Source organism: Megalodesulfovibrio paquesii (assembly GCF_054653055.1).
Genome location: NZ_BAAIGQ010000005.1, coordinates 206,837 through 225,863, shown reverse-complemented (window position 1 = coordinate 225,863; position 19,027 = coordinate 206,837). Strand labels below are relative to the sequence as shown.

20 protein-coding genes are annotated in these 19,027 nt (G+C 64.0%); 6 read left to right on the top strand and 14 right to left on the bottom strand.

Translation table 11 applies throughout. The features are described from left to right. Nucleotides 1-2: 2 nt before the first annotated feature. The 7 genes from mraY to ACYQ00_RS07510 all read right to left on the bottom strand — a co-directional run bounded on the left by mraY (nucleotide 3) and on the right by ACYQ00_RS07510 (nucleotide 8,314). On the bottom strand, nucleotides 3-1,082 hold the full coding sequence (gene mraY, locus ACYQ00_RS07540; protein WP_460031523.1) for a phospho-N-acetylmuramoyl-pentapeptide-transferase: 1,080 nt from the start codon (nucleotides 1,080-1,082) through the stop codon (nucleotides 3-5). After that, nucleotides 1,082-2,500, bottom strand: coding sequence for a UDP-N-acetylmuramoyl-tripeptide--D-alanyl-D-alanine ligase (locus ACYQ00_RS07535; protein WP_460031522.1), 1,419 nt, complete (start codon nucleotides 2,498-2,500; stop codon nucleotides 1,082-1,084). The genes mraY and ACYQ00_RS07535 overlap by 1 nt, the downstream gene beginning before the upstream one ends. Continuing rightward, nucleotides 2,497-3,963 carry a UDP-N-acetylmuramoyl-L-alanyl-D-glutamate--2,6-diaminopimelate ligase gene (locus ACYQ00_RS07530; protein WP_460031521.1) on the bottom strand — a complete coding sequence of 489 codons (1,467 nt, stop codon included), beginning with the start codon at nucleotides 3,961-3,963 and terminating at the stop codon, nucleotides 2,497-2,499. The genes ACYQ00_RS07535 and ACYQ00_RS07530 overlap by 4 nt, the downstream gene beginning before the upstream one ends. After that, complete coding sequence (locus tag ACYQ00_RS07525; RefSeq protein WP_460031520.1) at nucleotides 3,960-6,176, bottom strand: penicillin-binding transpeptidase domain-containing protein; 2,217 nt, start codon at nucleotides 6,174-6,176, stop codon at nucleotides 3,960-3,962. The genes ACYQ00_RS07530 and ACYQ00_RS07525 overlap by 4 nt, the downstream gene beginning before the upstream one ends. A 157-nt stretch (nucleotides 6,177-6,333) precedes the next feature. Then, nucleotides 6,334-6,711: a hypothetical protein gene (locus tag ACYQ00_RS07520; RefSeq protein ID WP_460031519.1), complete on the bottom strand. Its 378-nt coding sequence runs from the start codon at nucleotides 6,709-6,711 to the stop codon at nucleotides 6,334-6,336. Between the two features lie 49 nt (nucleotides 6,712-6,760). Further along, nucleotides 6,761-7,801 (bottom strand): 16S rRNA (cytosine(1402)-N(4))-methyltransferase RsmH, encoded by a 1,041-nt coding sequence (gene rsmH / locus ACYQ00_RS07515; RefSeq protein ID WP_460032493.1) that lies wholly within the window; start codon nucleotides 7,799-7,801, stop codon nucleotides 6,761-6,763. A gap of 27 nt (nucleotides 7,802-7,828) precedes the next feature. Continuing rightward, complete coding sequence (locus ACYQ00_RS07510; protein WP_460031518.1) at nucleotides 7,829-8,314, bottom strand: division/cell wall cluster transcriptional repressor MraZ; 486 nt, start codon at nucleotides 8,312-8,314, stop codon at nucleotides 7,829-7,831. Nucleotides 8,315-8,715: 401 nt separating this feature from the next. Here ACYQ00_RS07510 and ACYQ00_RS07505 point away from each other — a divergent pair, with 401 nt between their 5' ends. Further along, nucleotides 8,716-9,798 carry an HD-GYP domain-containing protein gene (locus ACYQ00_RS07505; RefSeq protein WP_460031517.1) on the top strand — a complete coding sequence of 361 codons (1,083 nt, stop codon included), beginning with the start codon at nucleotides 8,716-8,718 and terminating at the stop codon, nucleotides 9,796-9,798. Between the two features lie 18 nt (nucleotides 9,799-9,816). Here the strand turns inward: ACYQ00_RS07505 and ACYQ00_RS07500 are convergent, their stop codons facing one another. The 6 genes from ACYQ00_RS07500 to gmd all read right to left on the bottom strand — a co-directional run bounded on the left by ACYQ00_RS07500 (nucleotide 9,817) and on the right by gmd (nucleotide 13,831). After that, nucleotides 9,817-10,236 carry a hypothetical protein gene (locus ACYQ00_RS07500; RefSeq protein WP_460031516.1) on the bottom strand — a complete coding sequence of 140 codons (420 nt, stop codon included), beginning with the start codon at nucleotides 10,234-10,236 and terminating at the stop codon, nucleotides 9,817-9,819. Nucleotides 10,237-10,538: 302 nt separating this feature from the next. After that, the gene (locus ACYQ00_RS07495) at nucleotides 10,539-11,162 is read right to left on the bottom strand and encodes an OmpH family outer membrane protein (RefSeq protein WP_460031515.1); all 624 of its coding nucleotides are present in this window, start codon (nucleotides 11,160-11,162) and stop codon (nucleotides 10,539-10,541) included. 109 nt (nucleotides 11,163-11,271) lie between these two features. Continuing rightward, nucleotides 11,272-11,688, bottom strand: a complete 417-nt coding sequence (locus ACYQ00_RS07490; protein WP_460031514.1) for a secondary thiamine-phosphate synthase enzyme YjbQ — start codon at nucleotides 11,686-11,688, stop codon at nucleotides 11,272-11,274. Beyond that, a complete protein-coding gene (locus ACYQ00_RS07485; protein ID WP_460031513.1) occupies nucleotides 11,685-12,200 on the bottom strand; it encodes a chemotaxis protein CheD in 516 nt (171 codons plus the stop codon). Before ACYQ00_RS07485 ends, ACYQ00_RS07490 begins: the two co-directional genes overlap by 4 nt. Beyond that, entirely contained in the window at nucleotides 12,181-12,639 is a 459-nt protein-coding gene (locus tag ACYQ00_RS07480) for a response regulator (protein ID WP_460031512.1), read from the bottom strand. Before ACYQ00_RS07480 ends, ACYQ00_RS07485 begins: the two co-directional genes overlap by 20 nt. A gap of 37 nt (nucleotides 12,640-12,676) precedes the next feature. After that, nucleotides 12,677-13,831: a GDP-mannose 4,6-dehydratase gene (gene gmd, locus ACYQ00_RS07475; RefSeq protein WP_460031511.1), complete on the bottom strand. Its 1,155-nt coding sequence runs from the start codon at nucleotides 13,829-13,831 to the stop codon at nucleotides 12,677-12,679. Nucleotides 13,832-14,095: 264 nt separating this feature from the next. Between gmd and ACYQ00_RS07470 the strand changes: the two genes are divergently transcribed. Together ACYQ00_RS07470 and ACYQ00_RS07465 are read left to right on the top strand one after the other, a co-directional pair. After that, on the top strand, nucleotides 14,096-14,458 hold the full coding sequence (locus ACYQ00_RS07470; protein WP_460031510.1) for a hypothetical protein: 363 nt from the start codon (nucleotides 14,096-14,098) through the stop codon (nucleotides 14,456-14,458). Nucleotides 14,459-14,585: 127 nt separating this feature from the next. After that, nucleotides 14,586-15,365: a hypothetical protein gene (locus ACYQ00_RS07465; protein WP_460031509.1), complete on the top strand. Its 780-nt coding sequence runs from the start codon at nucleotides 14,586-14,588 to the stop codon at nucleotides 15,363-15,365. A gap of 85 nt (nucleotides 15,366-15,450) precedes the next feature. Here ACYQ00_RS07465 and ACYQ00_RS07460 read toward each other — a convergent pair whose 3' ends face one another. Next, nucleotides 15,451-16,125 carry a hypothetical protein gene (locus tag ACYQ00_RS07460; protein WP_460031508.1) on the bottom strand — a complete coding sequence of 225 codons (675 nt, stop codon included), beginning with the start codon at nucleotides 16,123-16,125 and terminating at the stop codon, nucleotides 15,451-15,453. Nucleotides 16,126-16,268: 143 nt separating this feature from the next. Between ACYQ00_RS07460 and ACYQ00_RS07455 the strand changes: the two genes are divergently transcribed. The 3 genes from ACYQ00_RS07455 to ACYQ00_RS07445 all read left to right on the top strand — a co-directional run bounded on the left by ACYQ00_RS07455 (nucleotide 16,269) and on the right by ACYQ00_RS07445 (nucleotide 19,025). Further along, nucleotides 16,269-16,784, top strand: coding sequence for a MauE/DoxX family redox-associated membrane protein (locus ACYQ00_RS07455; protein ID WP_460031507.1), 516 nt, complete (start codon nucleotides 16,269-16,271; stop codon nucleotides 16,782-16,784). A gap of 122 nt (nucleotides 16,785-16,906) precedes the next feature. Next, on the top strand, nucleotides 16,907-17,422 hold the full coding sequence (locus tag ACYQ00_RS07450) for a rhodanese-like domain-containing protein (protein WP_460031506.1): 516 nt from the start codon (nucleotides 16,907-16,909) through the stop codon (nucleotides 17,420-17,422). Nucleotides 17,423-17,582: 160 nt separating this feature from the next. Beyond that, nucleotides 17,583-19,025 carry an MBOAT family O-acyltransferase gene (locus tag ACYQ00_RS07445; protein ID WP_460031505.1) on the top strand — a complete coding sequence of 481 codons (1,443 nt, stop codon included), beginning with the start codon at nucleotides 17,583-17,585 and terminating at the stop codon, nucleotides 19,023-19,025. Nucleotides 19,026-19,027: the final 2 nt, after the last annotated feature.

Below are 19,027 nucleotides of genomic sequence, written 5' to 3'. Positions count from 1 at the left end.
ACTCACCGCAGCTTGAGGGTGGACAGGGCCGCAAAGCCCAGCAAAATGGACATGATCCAGAAGCGGATGATGATCTTGGATTCCGGAATTCCCTGCAGCTCGAAGTGGTGGTGCAGCGGGGCCATCTTGAAAATCCGCTTGCCGCCGCTGACCTTGAACCACCCGACCTGCAGAATCACCGAAAGCGTCTCCACCACAAACAGCCCGCCCACGATGAGCAGCACCAGCTCCTGCTTGGCCAGCACGGCCACGAAGCCCAGCGCCCCGCCGATGGACAGGGAGCCCACGTCGCCCATGAACACCTGGGCCGGGTAGGCGTTGAACCAGAGAAAGCCTAGCCCCGCGCCGATAAGCGCGCCGCAGAAGATGGCCGTCTCACCCACACCGGGAATGTACGAGACATACAGATAGCTGGAGGCCAGCTTGTTCCCGGCCACGTACACGAACACGGCAAAGCAGACCCAGGCCACGATGGACGGGCCAATGGCCAGGCCGTCCAGCCCGTCGGTCAGGTTCACCCCGTTGGAGCAGCCGACCATGACGAAGATGGCGAAGGGCAGGTAGAACCAGCCGAGATCCGGCGTGAATTCCTTGACAAAGGGCACGGTGAGCGTGGTGTTGTACGCCGGCTCGTAAATCAGCGCCAGCATGGCCAGCCCGGCAATGAAGACCTGCAGCAGGAACTTGCCCCGCGCGCTCAGGCCCATATTCTTTTTTTTGCGGATCTTGGCGTAGTCGTCCACAAAGCCCACGCACCCGAAGCCCAGGAAGACCATCAGGCACAGCCACACGTAATGGTTGGTCAGGTCACCCCACAAGAGCACGGACACGGCCACGCCGGCAATCATGAGCAGGCCGCCCATGGTCGGGGTGCCGGCCTTCTCCATGTGGGCCTTGACGCAATCTTCCTGGATGTACTGGCCGAACTTGATGCGCCTGAGCCACTGGATGAAGGTGGGACCAATCATGATGGTCACCACCAGCGCCGTGAGCATGGCCCAGATGGAACGGAAGGTGATGTACCGAAGCACGTAAAAGAACGTCAGCTCCGTGTGCAGGGGAAAGAGCAGATAATACAACATCAGCAGGCTCCTTCCAGCACGGCGCGCAACGCGGCCACATAGCGTTCCAGCTTGTTGGACCGCGACCCCTTGAACAGCACCACCACATCCTCCTCATCCTTGTCGAACAACGCCGCCAGCGATTCCGCAAACGCTTCGGGCGATTCCAGCATCCGCACCGGCGTCTCGCCGCCGGCATCCCTGAGCCCTGCCGTCACTGCCCCGCCCTGCCCGCCTGTCCAGAACACCGCAGCAGGCATCGCAGCGGTCAGCTGGGCGCCCAGGGCCTTGTGGGCGGCTTCGGCCATCTCGCCCAGCTCGCGCATTTCCCCCAGCACCGCCACCAGCCTGGCCGGCCCGGCGATCACCCGCGCCGCTTCCAGCACCGCAGCCATGGACAGGGGGTTGGCGTTGTACGAGTCGTCGATGAGCAGCCAGCGGCCAACACGGGTGGCCTGGAAGCGCTGGTCCGGCAGCTGGGCCGTGGCCAGGCGCCCGGCAATCTGCTGCGCCGGCACGCCCAGGGCATGGGCCGTTCCGGCTGCTGCAGCCAGACTCTGGGCCAGGAAGGGCGCGGCAAAGGGTGCGTCCACTACAACGCCTTCCCCACGAAGCGCAAGGGCAAATCGCCCGCCGGTTTCCGTACAGCCCTGAAATTCGCAGTGATAGTCGGCCGCGGCCGCGTTCACAGTACTGAACCAGCGCACCGGCTTGCCCGTGTCGAGCACGGCCTGGCGCAGTTCCGGGATGTCGGCATTGGCCACTGCCATCCCGCCTTCGCGCAGGGCCCGGACCAGCTTGCACTTCTCCCTGGCCACGGTGGCCACGTCGTGCAGGCCTTCCAGATGCGCCGCGCCGGCGTTTACCGCCACCACCAGATCCGGCTCCAGCATGGCGGCCAGGGGGTCCATATCCCCTACAAAATTCACGCCCGTCTCCATGACCCAAAAGGCCTCCTCGCCTGTGGCGGCGAGCATGGAGGTGGGCAGGCCGATGTGGTTGTTCAAGTTGCGCGCGTTTTTGGCCACCGGCCCCAGGCCGGCCAGCAGATGCGCCAGCAACTCCTTGACCGTGGTCTTGCCGGCCGAGCCGGTCACGCCGACCACCTTGCCTGCGAACTGCCGGCGGTGCGCCAGAGCCAGCCGGCCCAGGGCCGGGAGTACGGCGTCCACGCGGATCAGGGGAATCGGGGGAATCGGGGGGATGGGCGCGTCGGGCACATCCTGCTCCACCACCGCGGCCAGTGCGCCCTTGGCCGCGACGTCCCGGATGAAATCATGGCCGTCGAACCGTTCGCCCTTGATGCAGAAAAAGAGCGCCCCGGCCGACACGGTGCGGCTGTCCGTGGCGATGCACGTGGGCGCGCGGTCCGCGTGCGCAGCGTCAGAGAGCACGCCCTGCATGGCGGCGGCGATCTGCCCCAGGATCATGCCGGTCATGACACGCTCCCGAGCACGTCGCGGACCACCTGCTGGTCGCTGAACGGATATTTGGTTTCGCCGATGATCTGGTAATCCTCATGCCCCTTGCCGGCGATGACGCAGATGTCCGCCTCGTCCATGCGCTGCAAGGCCTCGGCGATGGCCGCGCGGCGATCGGCCATGCGGATGACGTCCTTGCAGGCCGAAAGCCCGGGCAGCACATCATCCATGATGGCTTCGGGGTCTTCCTTGCGCGGATTGTCCGAAGTCAGCACGGCCACGTCGGCGTAGCGGCAGACGGCCCGGCCCATGAGCGGCCGCTTGCCGCGATCCCGATTGCCGCCGCAGCCGAACACCACAAAAAGCCGCCCGCGACGAAGCATGTCCAGGGCCCGCAACACGTTTTCCAGCGCATCCGGGGTGTGGGCATAATCCACAAACACATGCCGCCCCTTGGCGTTGGGCACGCGCTCCAGCCGGCCGCACACGCCAACGAAGCTTTCCAGGGCCTGCAACTGCGCCACCGTCAGCCCGCACTGCAGGGCCACGGCCATGGCCGCCAGCAGGTTCGACGCATTGTGCGCGCCGACCACGGGGCTCTTGAGGGTCCATTCCTGACCATTAAAACTGCAGCCGAGGATGAGACCGTTGATGCTGTGTTCCAGGATCGCTCCCTTGAGCAGCCGGTCCGCAGGCAGGGCAAGCCGGGGCTGAAGGCCGTAGCCGACGCTGCCGGGCATGTCACGAAGCAGCTGGGCGCCGTATTCGTCATCGGCGTTGATGGCCGTGCGCTTGTCTGCCTCGGGCCATTCCAGGAAGAGCCGGCGCTTGGTGTGCGCGTAGTCTTCCATGCTCTGATGGTAGTCGAGATGATCCTGGGTGATATTGGTCAGGGCGGCTGCGGCAAAGCGCACCCCGGCCACCCGGGCCTGATCCAGGGCATGGGAGGCCACTTCCATGAAACAGATATCCGTCCCGGCATCGCGCATGCTGGCCAGCATCTCGTGCAGTTCCAGGCAGCCGGGTGTGGTCAGGGCCGCCGGACGCGAGACGCCGGGCCAACGGTAGGAAACCGTGCCCAGCACGCCCACGGCCTTGCCCGCTGCGGCAAAGAGATGCTCCAGCATGGCGCAAATGGAGGTCTTGCCATTGGTCCCGGTGACGCCGACGACCGGAAAGGGCAGCGCGCCCGTGCCAAAACGCAGGGCCGCCAGTTCGCCCAGCACAGTGCGTGGATCGGCCACGCGGACCACGGGAATGGAGAGCGCATCCGGCAACGCGGCGTCTTCCGCCGCCACCAGACAGGCGGCGCCCACAGCAGCCACCTGGGCCGCAAAGCTCGCGCCGTCCACGCTGCCGCGCAGTGAGGGCAAGGCCACGAAGACATCGCCGGCCCGCACCTTGCCGGAATGCGAGGCCACGCCTGCGCCCTGCCGCACCAGCGCCTGTACGTCGGCATAGGTCATGGGCGTGCCGCTCATGATGCGCCTCCGTGCTTGCCCAGCCAGATGACGCACTTGGCGCGGGCGACGCTATCCTTGTCCTCCCAGGGGGACCCGGCGGGCGGCTGCTGGCGGGAGACCACCAGCCCCTGGCCCTTGATTTCGGGCATGACGCCGTAGCGGGCAAACCATTCCATGGCCGTGCGCAGGGAGGAGCCACGAAAATCCGGCACCTGCCCTTCCGCCACGGGGATGGGCTTGCGTTCAGGAACCACCACCGGCTCAGGCGCGGGGGGAAGCGGCGGCGTTTCCATGGCTGTGCGGACCACGGGCATGCGCACGCTGGCGCCGGAGCCTTCGGGCAAGGGATGCAGAATGGCGGCCGAGGGCGGTCCCTCCGCCAGCAGCTCAAGCGGAGGTTCTTCCTCCTCCTGGGCCAGGAGCGCGGAGGCATCTGGCAAGGTGCCCATGGAGGCCATGGTCTTGATGGCGATTTCCCGGAACGCCGGGGCCGATACCACGCCGCCATAGTGGCTGGTCTGCGGTTCGTCCACCACCACGGCAATAAGATACTTGGGATTTTCCACCGGCAGCACGCCCACGAACACGGCTTCGTACTCGCCGCCATAGCCGCCGTTGGGCCGGGCTTTCTGGGCCGTACCGGTCTTGCCGGCCACGGTGATGCCATCAATCTTGGCCTTGCGGCCGGTGCCGTTCTGCTCCACCACTTCCTGCATCATGGAGAGCACGTCCCAGGTCACGCCCGGTTCAAACACGCGCACCCCTGGCGTCTCTTCCTGCAGGGCAGGTTCCTTGATGAGCTTGAGCGGACGCAGCACCCCGTCGTAGGCCAGACACAGATAGGCCTTGGCCAGCTGGGGAATGGTCACGGAGAAGCCCTGTCCAAAGGAAGCGGTCACCAGATCGATTTCCTTCCATGCGCCGGCCGGACGCAGGATGCCGGCGGCCTCGCCGGGGAGCCCCAGGCCCACGCGCTGGCCAAAGCCAAGCCGGGCGTAGTAATCGCGCAGCTTTTCGCGCCCCACCAGCAGGCCCAGCTTGGCAGAACCGATGTTGGAGGAATAGCGGATAAGCTCGCTCATGGTCAGCTCCCCGTAGGGGTGCGTGTCCCTGATGCTGTTTTTGGCCACCTTCCACGAGCCGTTCTCGCAGAAGATGCGGCTGGACTTGTCCACCACGCCTTCCTGCAACGCCACGGCCATAACCAGTGGCTTCATGGCCGACCCCATTTCCAGGGCATCGATGGCCATGCCGCTGCGCCAGAGCTTGGAGGGCGCGTCCCGGAAGGCATTGGGGTTGAAGAAGGGATACTCGGCCCAGGCCAGGACTTCGGCAGTGGCCACGTCGATGACGATGGCGCCGCCCCAGCGGGCCCGGCTTTCGGCCACGGCCTTGGCCAGGGCTTCCTGGGCATGCATCTGCACCGTGGCATCCAGGGTCAGACGCAGGTCTTCGCCCTTGATTTGCTGGCGAATGTCGTTGCCTTCGGCGTCAATGGCCAGGGGCCGCCCGGCGGCGTCGCGCTGCCAGCTGACGGTCATCTGCTTGCCGCGCAGGACTTCGTCAAAGGACTGCTCCAGCCCGGAGAGGCCTTTGTCGTCCAGGCCCACAAAGCCCAGCAGCTGCCCGGCCAGAATGGTGCTCGGATACTGCCGGCCGTATTCCTCGGTCAGGTAGACCCCGGGAATGTTGGCTTCGCGCACGGCGGCGGCCATGCGGTCATCCACCTGCCGGCGCACCCAGACGAACGGTTCCTTGCTGGTCAGTTTGGCGGAAGCTTCCTGCCGCGAGATACGCAGGGCCTTGGCCAAGGCCGGCGCGGCCTGGTTCGGATTGTCCACCTCGCCAGGACGGCAGTAGATGGAGGCGAATTCCACGCTTTTGGCCAGCACCAGTCCGTGCCGGTCAAAAATCTGCCCCCTCGGGCCGGCCACCTTGAGCGAGGCCAGATGCTGCCGGCGGGCCATGGCCGCCAGCTTTGGCCCCTGCATGATCTGCAACTGGCCGGCGCGCACCCACAGCAAGGCCCACAACACGCCAAACACGCAGGCAACAATGGTCAGCTTGAGTTTGGCGGAAAGCAGCGCCCGGCTGACTCGTTCCTTGTCCTGACGGGCGGCAAAGCTCGCCGCACCAGGAGGCATGGGCGGAGCAGGACGCATGACGGAAGGCTTCGGCGTGTCCTTGCCGGCAGCCTTGAACGTCCCGGCGGCGCGCCACAAGGCGCCCACACCACCGGTGACGCCTGCCGCCGCACCACGCGCAAACGAGGACGCCCCGCCCCTGAGCCCACCAGTGGACCCACCGCCCATGCGGGAGGGAGCGCGTCGCTTGTTCGAAATATGCCTGTTCCGAGCCACAGTTGCCATGCCTGTCACACCCTGCTGCTTACGGCGTTGCCGTGCTGGAATCGTGTGCCGCGTCAGCCATTCCGGCCGCCTCAGTCCCTTCAGCCATCAGGGGCAGTTTCCGAATCTGCCCTGGTTGCGCAGGGGCAAGGCCGAGCTTGCCCGCCATGTCCTGCAGCCGGTAGGGCGAGATGAGGTTTTCCCGTTCCAGCTGCAGCTTGCTCACCAGATTGGCCTTGTTCTGAATCTCTTCTTCAATGGCGCGATACCGGTACGCCAGATCCACTCGTTCAATGTTCAGCCACACGTGCAGCACGGCCAGCACCACCGTGAGGCCAACCAGAAACATCCAGCGCATGACGAGGCGGGAGACAAGTCCCGTTACCGCGCCGGGTCTGCCGTGCGTCATGTGCAACATCTTCCGTGCTCCTTCCCTGACAACGTCCGTGCAACGCCTGCGCTGCAGGTCAGCGCCGCCGAGCGGCTGGTGCAGGTGGCTGGCCAGACTGCTCCAGCCGCTCGGCCGCCCGAAGTTTGGCGCTGCGCGAGCGGCTGTTGTCGGCCTGCTCCTGCTCGCTGGCCACCACCGGCTTTTTCGTCAAAATCTTCACTGCCGGCGTCTTGCCACAACGGCACCAGGGCGGAGTGCGCCCACAGTCGCAGCCCGCCGCCTGTTCCCTGAACGCCAGTTTGACCAGGCGGTCTTCCAGGGAATGAAAACTGATCACCGCCACGCGCCCCCCAACCACCAGACGCGGCACAATGCGCTCCAGGAAGGCCCCCAGCTCATCCAGCTCGCGGTTGACCGCCATGCGCAGGCCCTGAAAGGTGCGGGTGGCGGGATGATTGCGCGCCGTGTGCCTTCGCTGCGGCGGATAAGCCAGGGAGACGACCTCGGCCAGATCCTTTGTCATTTCAAAAGGTTTCTTGGCGCGCCGGTCCACAATGGCCCGGGCGATCTTGCCGGCCAGGGGCTCCTCGCCAAGCTCCTTGATGATCTCCTTCAACTCGTCATAGCCGGCCCGGTTCACCAGCTGCAGGGCCGACTGCGCGTCGTCCTGCTGGTTCATGCGCATGTCCAGGGGACCGTCATGCAGAAAACTGAAGCCCCGCGCCGGATCATCCAGCTGCAGAGACGAAACGCCCACGTCCAGGAGCGCGCCATCCACCTTGTCCCAACCGGCCTCGTCCAGGGCAGCTTCAAAGGCACTGAACGGCGCATGCACCAGCCGCACAGCATCGCCAAACTCGGCCAGCCGCTCGCGAGCCAGGGCCAGGGCCTGGGGGTCGCGGTCCATGCCCAGCAACTCGGCCCGCCCGCCCTGCTCGCGCACGGCGTTGAGCACCGCCCAGGCATGCCCGCCCAGGCCAAGGGTGCCATCGAGGTAGCGACCGCCATCGCGGGGAGCAAGCAGTTCCAGCACCTCGGGCACCAGCACCGAGACATGGCGGGGCACCACCTGCTCCGACGCCGGTCCGGAACCGGGTTGTCCATTGGCTGTCTGCATGGCCGCGCTGTCCGTCATCGCTCCACCTTACAGAGGAATTTCCACCCCGCGGTCCGCCAGCTCGGCAGCCACGTCGCTGAAATCCTGTTCCAGCGTCTGCGCCAGACGCTCCGGGCTCCAAATTTCGAATTTCTCCAGCTGCCCCACCAGCTCCACGTCCTTTTCAATGCCGGCATAGGCCAGATGCGCGTCGGACAAGCGGACCCGCCCCTGCGGGTCAAACACCAGCTCCTCCGCGCTGCCCACCACCAGCCGCCTGAAATCCCGCAGCCTGCGAGAGGCATTCTGCACCGCCGCCAAGGAAGCCTCGAAGGCCTGCCAGTCCGCCATGGGAAACCCAGCCAGACACCCGTCATAACAGGTGAGCATGAAGCGATCGCCAGCAGCACCCGGCAAGGCAAGCCCCTGCGCCCTTGCGCCGAGCACGTCCCGAAACGCCCCGGGCAGCATCAGCCGGTGCTTGGGATCGAGTGTGCGCCGCATGCGCCCGCGAAACAGAAGCTGGGAACTCATGTCCGGCCCATCTTACCCGGCGGAACCCCGCCGACTGCTGTTGCCTTCTACCACTTTTTACCACAATTTCCCACTTCATCGCCGGAATCCCATGAACTGTCAAGGAGCGCTGCAACTTTTGGTCTAGACCATGTCTAAAAGAACTTTAACAAAAAGTAAATCTCTTTCTATAAAATTCACCCAACCTCCTACCACTGTTGCAGCAAGGGGCTTGCACAGTCAGGGCAAACGTGCCAGAGTTGCGAAACGGCTTGAAGTGACATGGCAACACGTTGGAATAGCGGGCCTTGGCCCCCTGTCGTGCAGGCCAGGACGGGACGGCGCGTCACGGGCCTTCAGCTGCTCGCGTTGTTTCAACATTGCAACAGTGGTGGGATTATCCCCCACGGGAGCGTTCGTGCATGGCTGCAGCGAAGAACATCATTCCAGATAATATCAGTGAAGAGTATTATCAAATCAGCCAGGAAATCCTGGTCAGTTTTCCCAAATTCAGGCCGCCGCTGGATCTCTTTCGCTTCAGGGAGAACATCGGCACGCTGGAGCCTTACTTCCGCAAGGGCCAGCGGCTCTCCAGTCAGCAGGTGGAAGAGGTGGCTGCCATGTGCGAGGAGGGCGTGCTGTTCGTCTCGCGTTCGGACCACCCCATCTACTCGCAACACATCTGCAAGCAGCTGGATCTGGTCCTGGTGGACGCCAACCTGCATGAGCCGGAGATTGCGGATATCTTCATGCAGGCGTTTCAGCTGCGCCTGGCCGCGTTCTTTGAACAACCGGTGCAGCCGGTATTCGAGCAGCTCTACCGGGACATCATGGTCCTGACGGAATATCTTGCCGCAGACTGGCACCGTATCCGGGCGCTCATGCGCCGGCTGCTGACCACGCATTCCCTGGTGGCGCATTCCGTGAACTGCGGCGTGGTAGGCCTGTGGCTGCTCCTGGCCACCAAGCGCGGCGAGGTCCGCCGCCGCGAACTGGACCGCAGTGCCATGGCCGCTTTTCTGCATGACATGGGCATGTGCAAGCTGCCGGCATTTCTGCTGACCAAGACCCTGCCGCTGACCCAGGAGGAGCGCAGCAAGATCAACGCCCATCCCCTGGCCGGTCTCAAAATGGCCGACAAGCTCGGCCTGGCCTACGACGAGATGAAGCAGGCCATTTCCGAACATCATGAACGCCTGGACGGCTCCGGCTACCCCCGCCGTATCGGCGAAAACGACATGAGCGGCTTCGGCAAGCTGATGGCCGTGTGCGACAGCTTCTGCGCCATGATCACCGAACGGCCCTATGCGCATGCCATGACGCCCAAGGACGCCAGCAAGGCCCTGGCCGAGGATACCAACCGCTATGACGCGCGGTACTCCAAGCTGCTCCAGTCCTTGTTTGCCTCTGGCGATCTGGGGGAAAAACGGCCGGCGGCGCAACCGGTTACTTCCGGTGGGGCAGCCACCGCAAGCGAAGCTTCACAGGGTGCTCCGGCCGAATAGCCGGGAGGCCCGCCAGGCTCACAGCGCGCCCAGCAGCCTCCGGGCGGCGGCAAGTCCCTCAAAACGACAGCTCCCTGGCAGGGGCGGCAGAATCTTGTATTCGTCGTCCCTGGCCAGGTGCCAGCGGCGGGTCAGAATCAATCCTTCGGCCAGCGCACCGGGCAGCAACCAGCCGGAGTCCGGGCCATCCAGCAGCAGCACCGCCCAGCAGTCGCTTGCGGCAAAGCAGGAGACCACGCGCCGCCTGAGGCCCCAGAACGGCCGGCGGATGGCGCTGGTGCGCAGGGCAATCCAGCATCGGCCGTCCCACAGCCCGTGATGACTCCTCGTCAGCCGCTCCAGCCGGTCGCCATGTGCGAACAGGCTGCGCGGCTGCACGCCCAGCTGCGCAAAGACCGGATGCGGCTGCCGCCCTTCGGGAGCAGACGTACCGCGCAAACGCTCCGCATCCCCGGAATGGACGGTGGCAACCGCTTCGCCCGGAAGTGTTCCAGTCAGGGGCGATGGCGCCTCCCGGTTTTTCCGGGGTTGCCTGCCCTCCCCGGTGTGGCTGGGAGCATATTCGGGATGCAGCATGCGGTAGTATTTCTCCAGAGGCAGGGGCCTGTCAACCATCGCAACCGCAATACGCGCGGCAACCTCAATACACGCGGCAACCGCAACAAAAACGCCCCGCCCCGCAGCGCACACGATGCGCATGCTGCAGGACGGGGCGATAATGAACCAGTGATGCCGGACAGTTACTGGGCGCCGAACAGGTTGTTTTTGTCCTTGAGCTCGGGGCCTTTCAGGTCGTCCACGGGCAGGGCATTGACCAGGGCCAGCACCTCTTCGGTCACGTCGGCCTGGGTGCCGTAGGCCAGCACGTTTTCCTTGCTCAGGATCAGCTCCAGCCCTTTCTGCTGGCGGTAGGTGGCGATGGCTTCGACCACCTTGGCATGCAGCTGCTCAAAGAGCGCGGTCTGCGCCGAGCGCATGATGCCCTGATAGGCCTGGGCCGCCTTGCGGAATTCGTCGGCGTCGGCATCGGTGGCGTTGTCCTTCTTGGCTTCCTGGAAGGCGCGCAGCTCGGCCTGCAGCTTTTCATTGGCCTCGGTCATGATTTTCTGCGCGGCCATGCCAAGGGTGGATTCTTCATACAGCCGGTTTTCGTCCACCACTGCCAGGGACATGGCCGCGGCCTTGGTGCTGGCAGGAGCCGGCGCGGCAGCGGGCGCGGTGGTGGTGTTGGCCGTGGTATTGGCCAGCGCGGCGGCCTTGGGGGCTTCGGCTTTGGCGGAGGCGTTTTCCTTGGCCGCATTGTCCTGGCAGGCAGCCAGGGAAAGCATGGCCCCGAGGGCCAGGATGACGAGCAAACGATGCATGGATGTTTTCTCCGATACGGTTGTGGGCATGCGACGGCGCATGCGAGGTCTGTAGCGCTGCGATAGGTTTTGTGCAAGCAGGGAGCGGCGCCGCTGCCCTTATTTGGCCTTATTCGCCAATGATCTTCACCAGCACGCGCTTGCGGCGCCGGCCATCGAACTCGCCGTAAAAAATCCGTTCCCAGGTGCCGAAGTCCAGGCGGCCCTCTGTCACGGCAACCACCACTTCACGCCCCATGAGCTGCCGCTTCATGTGGGCATCGGCATTGTCCTCACCCACGTTGTGCCGGTACTGGGAGACGGGTTCGTGGGGGGCGAGGCGTTCCAGCCAGCGCTCGTAGTCATGATGCAGGCCGGATTCATCATCATTGATAAAGACGCTGGCCGTGATGTGCATGGCGTTCACCAGGCACAACCCCTCCCGGATGCCGGACTCGGCCAGGCAGGATTCCACCTCTGGCGTGATATTGACAAACCCCCGTCGGGACGGAACATTGAACCACAATTCCTTGCGATACGATTTCACACGGCATCCCCTTTGGCGCCCAGCAGCTGCTGCCGCACCTCGCCCGTATCGGTGCGGAAGACCAGCCTGCGGCTTTTGGAGCCCCCCACGCTGGAGGCCGATACCCGCACCCCCAGCCGGGTCAGGGTCTCCAGGGCCACGGCAACGTTGCGCCCGGCCACGCTGATGTTCTCCTGAAACAGGGCATTGGCGCCGCCATAGGCCTTGGCCACCAGCTGCCTGGGCGGCACGCCGTGGCTGGCAAATTCCTCCACCAGCCGTTCAATGGCGCTATCCACATACCGAAAGCACAGCGCCCCCACGGGCCGGGAGGATTCATAGTCCTTCCAGCTTGGCAGCAGGCCGTGAAAAATACCGCCCATCCGGCGTTCCGGGCTGAAGAAGGTCACTGCCACGCACGAGCCGAGCACTGTGCGCACCAGCGTGGGAGCGGCAAAGAACCCACCCTCCCCCACGCCAAGGTGCACCATGTCCGGCGGGCAGGGATCCAGGCTAGTCGGCCGGTTCGTCATCACACACCGGTGCTGTGGTTCCCGATTCATGCAACAGCCCCAGGCCGGCCAGCGCTTCGCGCATCTGGTCGCTGTCAAAAGGTTTGGTCAGGTAATAATCGGCCTGAGCGTCCAGCTGGGCTTCCAGCATGAAGCGCGGGTCGTCCAGGCTGGTGAGCATGACCACCTTGCTGCGCCCATCTTCGTCCAGCCCGTGATGCTGTTCCATGCGACGGATCTCGCGCAGGGCATCCACCCCGTTGAGGCGGGGCATGAGGATATCCAGCACCACCAGATCAAACGGCTCCTTGCGGCGCAAGGCGGCCTCGAACAACGACACGGCTTCGCGCCCGTCGCAGGCTTCCTGGCAGCGGCCCAGTTTGCGCAGCATGTGCAGGGCCACGGTGCGCAGGGGGCGCGAATCGTCGGCGATGAGGATGTGCAACCCTTGATCAGTCATGACTTCCTTCCCTTGGCAGGGAGGTTTGACTCTTTATTTATTCGAAATAATTACAGATTCTGTATCCCTCGCGCGTGAGGATCTCGTCGCGCATGGCCTCCATGAGATCATGGCGGGCCATTTCCTGAACCAGTTCCGGGAAGCTGATCCGCGGTTCCCAGCCCAGGGTCGCTTTGGCCTTGCTCGGGTCGCCCAGCAGGGTTTCCACTTCCGTGGGGCGGAAGTAGCGCGGGTCCACGGCCACGATGGTGTCGCCCACCTTGAGCCCCTTGAAATCCAAGCGGATTTTCTGGCCGCCCACCTCGATATGCCCCGGGGTGAACCCGGCCAGCAGCCCGCGCTCGGCCACGCCCTCGCCTTCCCAGGCGATTTCCATGCCCAGCTCGCGGCCGGCCAGGGTCACGAACTCGCGCACGCTGTGCTGCTCGCCCGTGGCCACCACGTAGTCGTCGGGGGTGTCGCGCTGCAGGATCATCCACATCATCTCCACGTAATCCTTGGCATGTCCCCAGTCGCGCAGGGCATTCAGGTTGCCCAGGTAGAGCTTTTCCTGCAGGCCGAGGGCGATGCGGGCCAGGGCGCGGGTGATCTTGCGGGTGACGAAGGTTTCGCCGCGCAGGGGGGATTCGTGGTTGAAGAGGATGCCGTTGCAGGCAAACATATCGTAAGCTTCGCGGTAGTTTACCGTGATCCAGTAGGCGTAGAGCTTGGCGCAGGCATAGGGGCTGCGGGGGTAGAAGGGGGTCTTCTCGGTCTGGGGCACTTCCTGGACCAGGCCGTAGAGCTCGGAGGTGGAGGCCTGATAGAAACGCGATTTCTGCTCAAGTCCCAGAATTCGCACGGCTTCCAGGATGCGCAGGGTGCCCAGGGCGTCGGCGTTGGCCGTGTATTCGGCCGAATCGAAGGACACCTGGACGTGGCTCTGGGCGGCGAGGTTGTAAATCTCGTCCGGCTGGGACTCTTGAATGATGCGGATCAGATTGGTGGAATCCGTCAGGTCGCCGTAATGCAGGAACAGACGGCGCTCTTGTTCATGTGGATCCTGATAGAGATGATCGATACGATCAGTGTTGAACAGGGAGGCCCGGCGCTTGATGCCGTGCACAAGATAGCCTTTTTGCAGCAGGAGCTCGGCGAGATACGCCCCGTCCTGGCCGGTGATGCCGGTAATGAGTGCGGTTTTGCGGGACATGAAGGCAGTCTTTGTTTGGTACGGTAAGAGAATGAAACCAGGAAGCGGCTCGGCACGAGACGCCGGCCGGGTGCAGCAATGCCTGCAACTGTACGCGGTCCGGTAGGCTGGCGTCAACAGCAGCGGGAAAATTCTTGCTTGATTCCCGGTTCGGCTCGCGGTAGAGGCCACAGCATTCATTCTGCATGACGCAAAGCCCCGGGCCGCGATATGCAGCCAGGCACGGCTCCCGCTTGCGCAAGCATCCTCCCATAAGGTTCCGACATGAAACGTCTTCTTCTACTGACCCTGCTCTTTTCCCTGTTGCCTGCCGCAGCCGCCGCCCAAGGGGTTGCCGCCTGCGATGACCCCAAAGTGATTGACCTTACCCTGCGCATTGCCAGGGACATGATCACCCAGCGGCAGGGCCAGGAAGTGGGCAGCGAGGTCGGGCTGGCGCTCTCGGACATCCAGTCCCTGGGCCAAACCCCGGACAATCTCGGGCGCAGCTGCCGGGGCGTGCTGGCTGTGCAACGGCGCGCCGGTTCCCAGGCTGCCACGCAGTTCCTGAACTACACCATCCAGACCCAGATCGGTGGCCGGACCTACATCCGCTTTGCCGACAACATCTTCGTGCCACCGCAATAAGCTGAGGCCGCAGCGTCATTACATTTCTTTACCTTCCAAGACGCATCATTACGCGATGCAAGGTCAAGTGTGGCTCGCAGTTGCCGATGAGCATGGTATCATCACGACACACTGCGAGGAGCTGACCATGTCCACCATCGCTGCCACCAATTCTCTGTACGACCTGTATTCCACCGGCGTCACCGGCCTGCAATCCCTGCAGGGCACGAGTCTGAGCGGCTCGCAATCCTCCACACAGGCCGCCCAGTCTTCCAGTGGCGACCAATCCTCCGTCTCCTCCCTGGGCCAGCTGATGAGCTCCCTGCAGCAACTGGCCTCCAGCGACCCCGACGGCTTCAAGAGCGCCATGCAGCGCATTGCCGACAACCTGACCCAGAGCGCGGACTCGGCCACGGACACCACCCAGCAGGCGGCCTTCACCGCGGCCGCGTCCATGTTCAGCAAGGCTGCGCAAACCGGCAGCCTGGACAGCCTGCAGGGCCTGGCCAGCGGTGGCTACCTGGATGCCGATCAGGAAACGACCCCGGCCGGCACCGCCACCACCTCGGGAGACACGGTTTCCATCTCCGAGGAAGGCAAGTCCCTGGCCTCCTCCACTCAAAGCAGCGGCACGGCAGCGATTTCCGGCGCGGGCGTCGCGGCTTCCGGCGGCAGTGCGGCCGGCGGTGGTGGGTCGAGCGACAGCAGCACCGACACCGTGGAGGAGCTGGAAGAGCAAATCGAGGAATTGGAACAGGAAATCAAGGAACTGGAGCAGAAACTCCAGCAGGTCCAGCCCAAGGCCGAGGAGGATCCTGCCAAGGCGGCTGAAGCCGAAACCCTCAGCACGCAGTTAAGCAGCAAGAACTCCGAACTGGCCCTGCTGGAGACCCAGAAGCTGGAAGCCCAGCAAAACCAGCAGGCCTAGCCCGCACCCCCGACGCAGGGCGCGGCGGGTTCTTGGAGACGATCCCCTGCTAGATAGTTTTTTAGATGTCGAGTGGCCGTCGCGCTCAGCGGTCCTGCGCCGCACGGTCCAGCCGTGCGGCCAGATCCTGCAACAGCACGCGGGCTCTGGCCGTCAGGACAGCCGCCTGCTCCGGCGGATTGCTGCCGGCAAGCCCGGCCAGAAATTCCAGGGCAAAGGCGCAGTTGGGAGAGGACGGGGGGGCGTGACAGGCGGCCAGTTCCCGGACCGTTGCGGCCGTGGCGGTCAGCGCCGCAGCCCCGTCGCCCTGCTGTCGGGCACACCAGGCCATGCGCTGCACCAGCGGTTCGGCAGCCATGAAATACGCCAGACTCAGCATGGCCGGCGAGACGCCGCCCACATCCGCAAGGGCATACCGCCCTGCCAGGGCCGGCAGATCCAGGGTGACGCGGCCGACTGCGCCGGGAACCGCAGGCACATAGCCGGCCAGCACGGCGCCGGCCAGATCCGTCAGCAGGTCGTCCGGCGGCGGAAGGTCGGGATCAGGAACGGCGGGACGGCGCAACTGCTCGGGGGCGGGCGGAACGGGCCGGGCCCGGGCGGCGGTGTCCGGTGGCGCACCATCCTGGCGCACCACCGTGGGACCTGGGGTGCTCGTGGTCCACAGAAACCAGAGCGCGGCCGCAGTCAGAACCAGCGCGGCGCCCAGGGCCAGCGCGACCAATGGCTGATGCACAGCGGAAACGGAATTTCGGGACACGGGGCAGACCACTCCTGGCGCAACAATCAGCTGCTAGACTGGCACGGACGGTAGCATCCAGCCCCCCCACGAGACAAGCGTCTCTTGCTGGCTTCTGCGCCGGGAACACTTGACGTCTTCCTCGAAAGGGTTGAAAAGAAACCATGTCTCGTGGCCTGATTTCTTCGTCCCCCTCCCAGATCCGGCAGGTGCTGGCCTCTACCTGGCTGCATCGCGTCGTCCGCTGCGTCATCGGCGGGCTGTTTGTCATTGCCGGTGTGAACAAACTCGCCGATCTCGAAGCCTTTGCCTACACCATCTGGGAGTACAATCTCCTGTCCGAGCAGTACATTGATTATGTGGCCTACTCGCTGCCCGTGCTGGAAGTATTGGCCGGGCTGGGGCTTATCTTCAATGTTCGCGGCAGCCTTACGGTGGTGACCGCAATGCTGCTTTTTTTCGTCGCCGTGTTGTGGTGGGGCATTCTTGAAGGGCTCTCCATCGACTGCGGCTGCTTCGGCACCGGGGACGAAGCCTCGCCGGAAAGCCTCAAGGCGGCGCTGATCCGGGACCTATGGATGCTCGTCGGTTGCGCGTTCTGCTATGTCCGCGCCTGGCTCGCAAGCAGACAGCAGCCTGCCTTCCGCTCCCTGGGCACACTGCGCCACTGGCAGCCGTAGCCATTATTTTATTCTATAGATCGCATCGCAATTCCTCACATCAAACGATTTGCCTCCATGGTTGCCTCCCGGCTAGGGCAGGTGGAAAGTCTCATCCACCTGTAAGCCCAAGGAGTAGAGCCATGCGTTTGGCGCGTCTCGTCGTTGCCGCTGCGATGCTGTTGTGCTGGGCCGTCCCTGCCGGCGCCGATCTGGTGAAGAAAGAGATGGACCTGGAAACCAAAGCCGTCAACCTGGTGCGGGAGACGCAACGCGGTGGCTACACCCTGGTGACCACCGAGGAGCTGCAGAAAAAACTCGCCGAGGTGAAGGACTTGCTGGTGGTGGACACCATGCCTCTCGTGGATTCTTATGAAAAGAACCACATTCCCGGCGCCAGGCAGTTCCTGTTCCCCATTGAGGAAATGGCCGAATGGGATCCCTCCAAGACGGACGGCAAGACCCTTGAGCAATTCAAGGCCCTGCTGGGTCCGGACCTGAACCGCCCCATTGTGTTCTACTGCGGCTTTGTCAAATGCACCCGCAGCCATAATGGCGCCCTGTGGGCCGTCAAGCTGGGGTACAAGCACGTTTCCCGGCATCCCGGCGGCATCACTGCCTGGCTGGAAGCTGAATACCCTGTGGAAACTGGCAAATAACCACTTTTCTGCCCCTGGCGTCTCGTCAGCCGGCCAACCGGAATATCCTGCGGGGTGTGCCGGTTGGCCGGTTGCTTTTGGCATTGCCATCCCTGCCGGAATGGCGTAGAAGCCTGCCGTCGTCTTATCCTTCCTTCACATTTCCCGGCACGCGCACCCTATGGTATTCAGCTCTCCCCTCTTCCTTTTTTTGTTCCTGCCGCTGGTGCTGGCTGGCTCGCTGCTGTTGCCCCGGCAGGCGCGCAATGGCTTTTTGCTGTTGATGAGCCTTGTGTTTTACGCGTGGGGAGAGCCATATCATTATTGGCTCATGCTCCTGTCCATTCTGCTGAACTGGGTGGCCGGCCTGTTTCTGGCCCCGCCGGCGGACCGCGCTGCCCGCCGGACACGGCAGCAGTGGGTGCTGGGGATCTCCCTGGCGGTGAACCTGGGCCTGCTGCTGCATTTCAAGTATTTCAACTTCCTGCTGGCCAATATCAATGAACTGGCCGCCGCACTGGGGCACGGACCGCTACTGCTGCTGCAATCGCCAGTGCATTTGCCCATCGGCATCTCGTTCTTCACCTTCCAGGGCATGTCCTACCTGATGGATGTGTACCGCGGACACAGCGAGCCGCAACGGAACCCCTTCCGGGTGGGGCTGTACGTGGCGCTGTTTCCCCAGCTTATTGCCGGCCCCATCGTGCGCTATGAAGACGTGGCTCGCGAAATGGCACACCGGGACATCACGCTGGATGGATGGAGTTACGGCGTCCAGCGCTTTTTGCTCGGCCTGGGCAAAAAAGCCCTGCTGGCCAACACCCTGGGCGCGGCGGCGGACCAGATCATGGCCCTGCCAGCCGGCGAATTGAGCATGGGGCTGGCCTGGATGGGAGCAATCTGCTACAGCCTGCAGATTTACTTCGACTTTTCCGGCTACTCGGACATGGCTATCGGCCTGGGGGCCATGCTCGGCTTCAAGTTCCCGGAAAACTTCAACTATCCCTATATCTCCCAAAGCATCCAGGAATTCTGGCGGCGCTGGCACCTGACTCTTTCCACCTGGTTCCGGGATTATCTGTACATCCCCCTTGGCGGCAATCGCCGCGGGCCGTTCCGGACGTATTTCAACCTGTTTGCCGTGTTCACCCTGTGCGGCATCTGGCACGGCGCCAGCTGGAACTTCCTGATCTGGGGGCTGTATTACTCGATCTTCCTGGTGCTGGAGCGCGCGTTTCTGGGCCAGCTGCTGGCCCGGCTGTGGCGTCCGCTGCGGCACCTGTACGCCTTGCTGGTGGTCATCGTGGGCTGGGTCTTCTTCCGCATTGAGGAATTCGGGCATGCCCTGCAGTATTTGAAGGCCATGGCTGGCGGCAACGCTGCAGAACACGTGTTGCATCTGCCCTCGCAGTACCTGCACAGCGAGTTGCTTGGGGCGCTGCTTCTGGGGGCCCTGTTCTCCACCCCCCTGGCCTATTCCCAGTTCGCACGGCTGTGCAAGGGGGAGGGGCGACGCATGGCCCCGCAGCTGGCAGCCTTTGCCCTGCTGACCATCGTGCTGCTGTTCTCCGTGCTGCAGACGGCGGTGTCCACGTACAACCCGTTCATTTACTTCCGGTTTTAGCA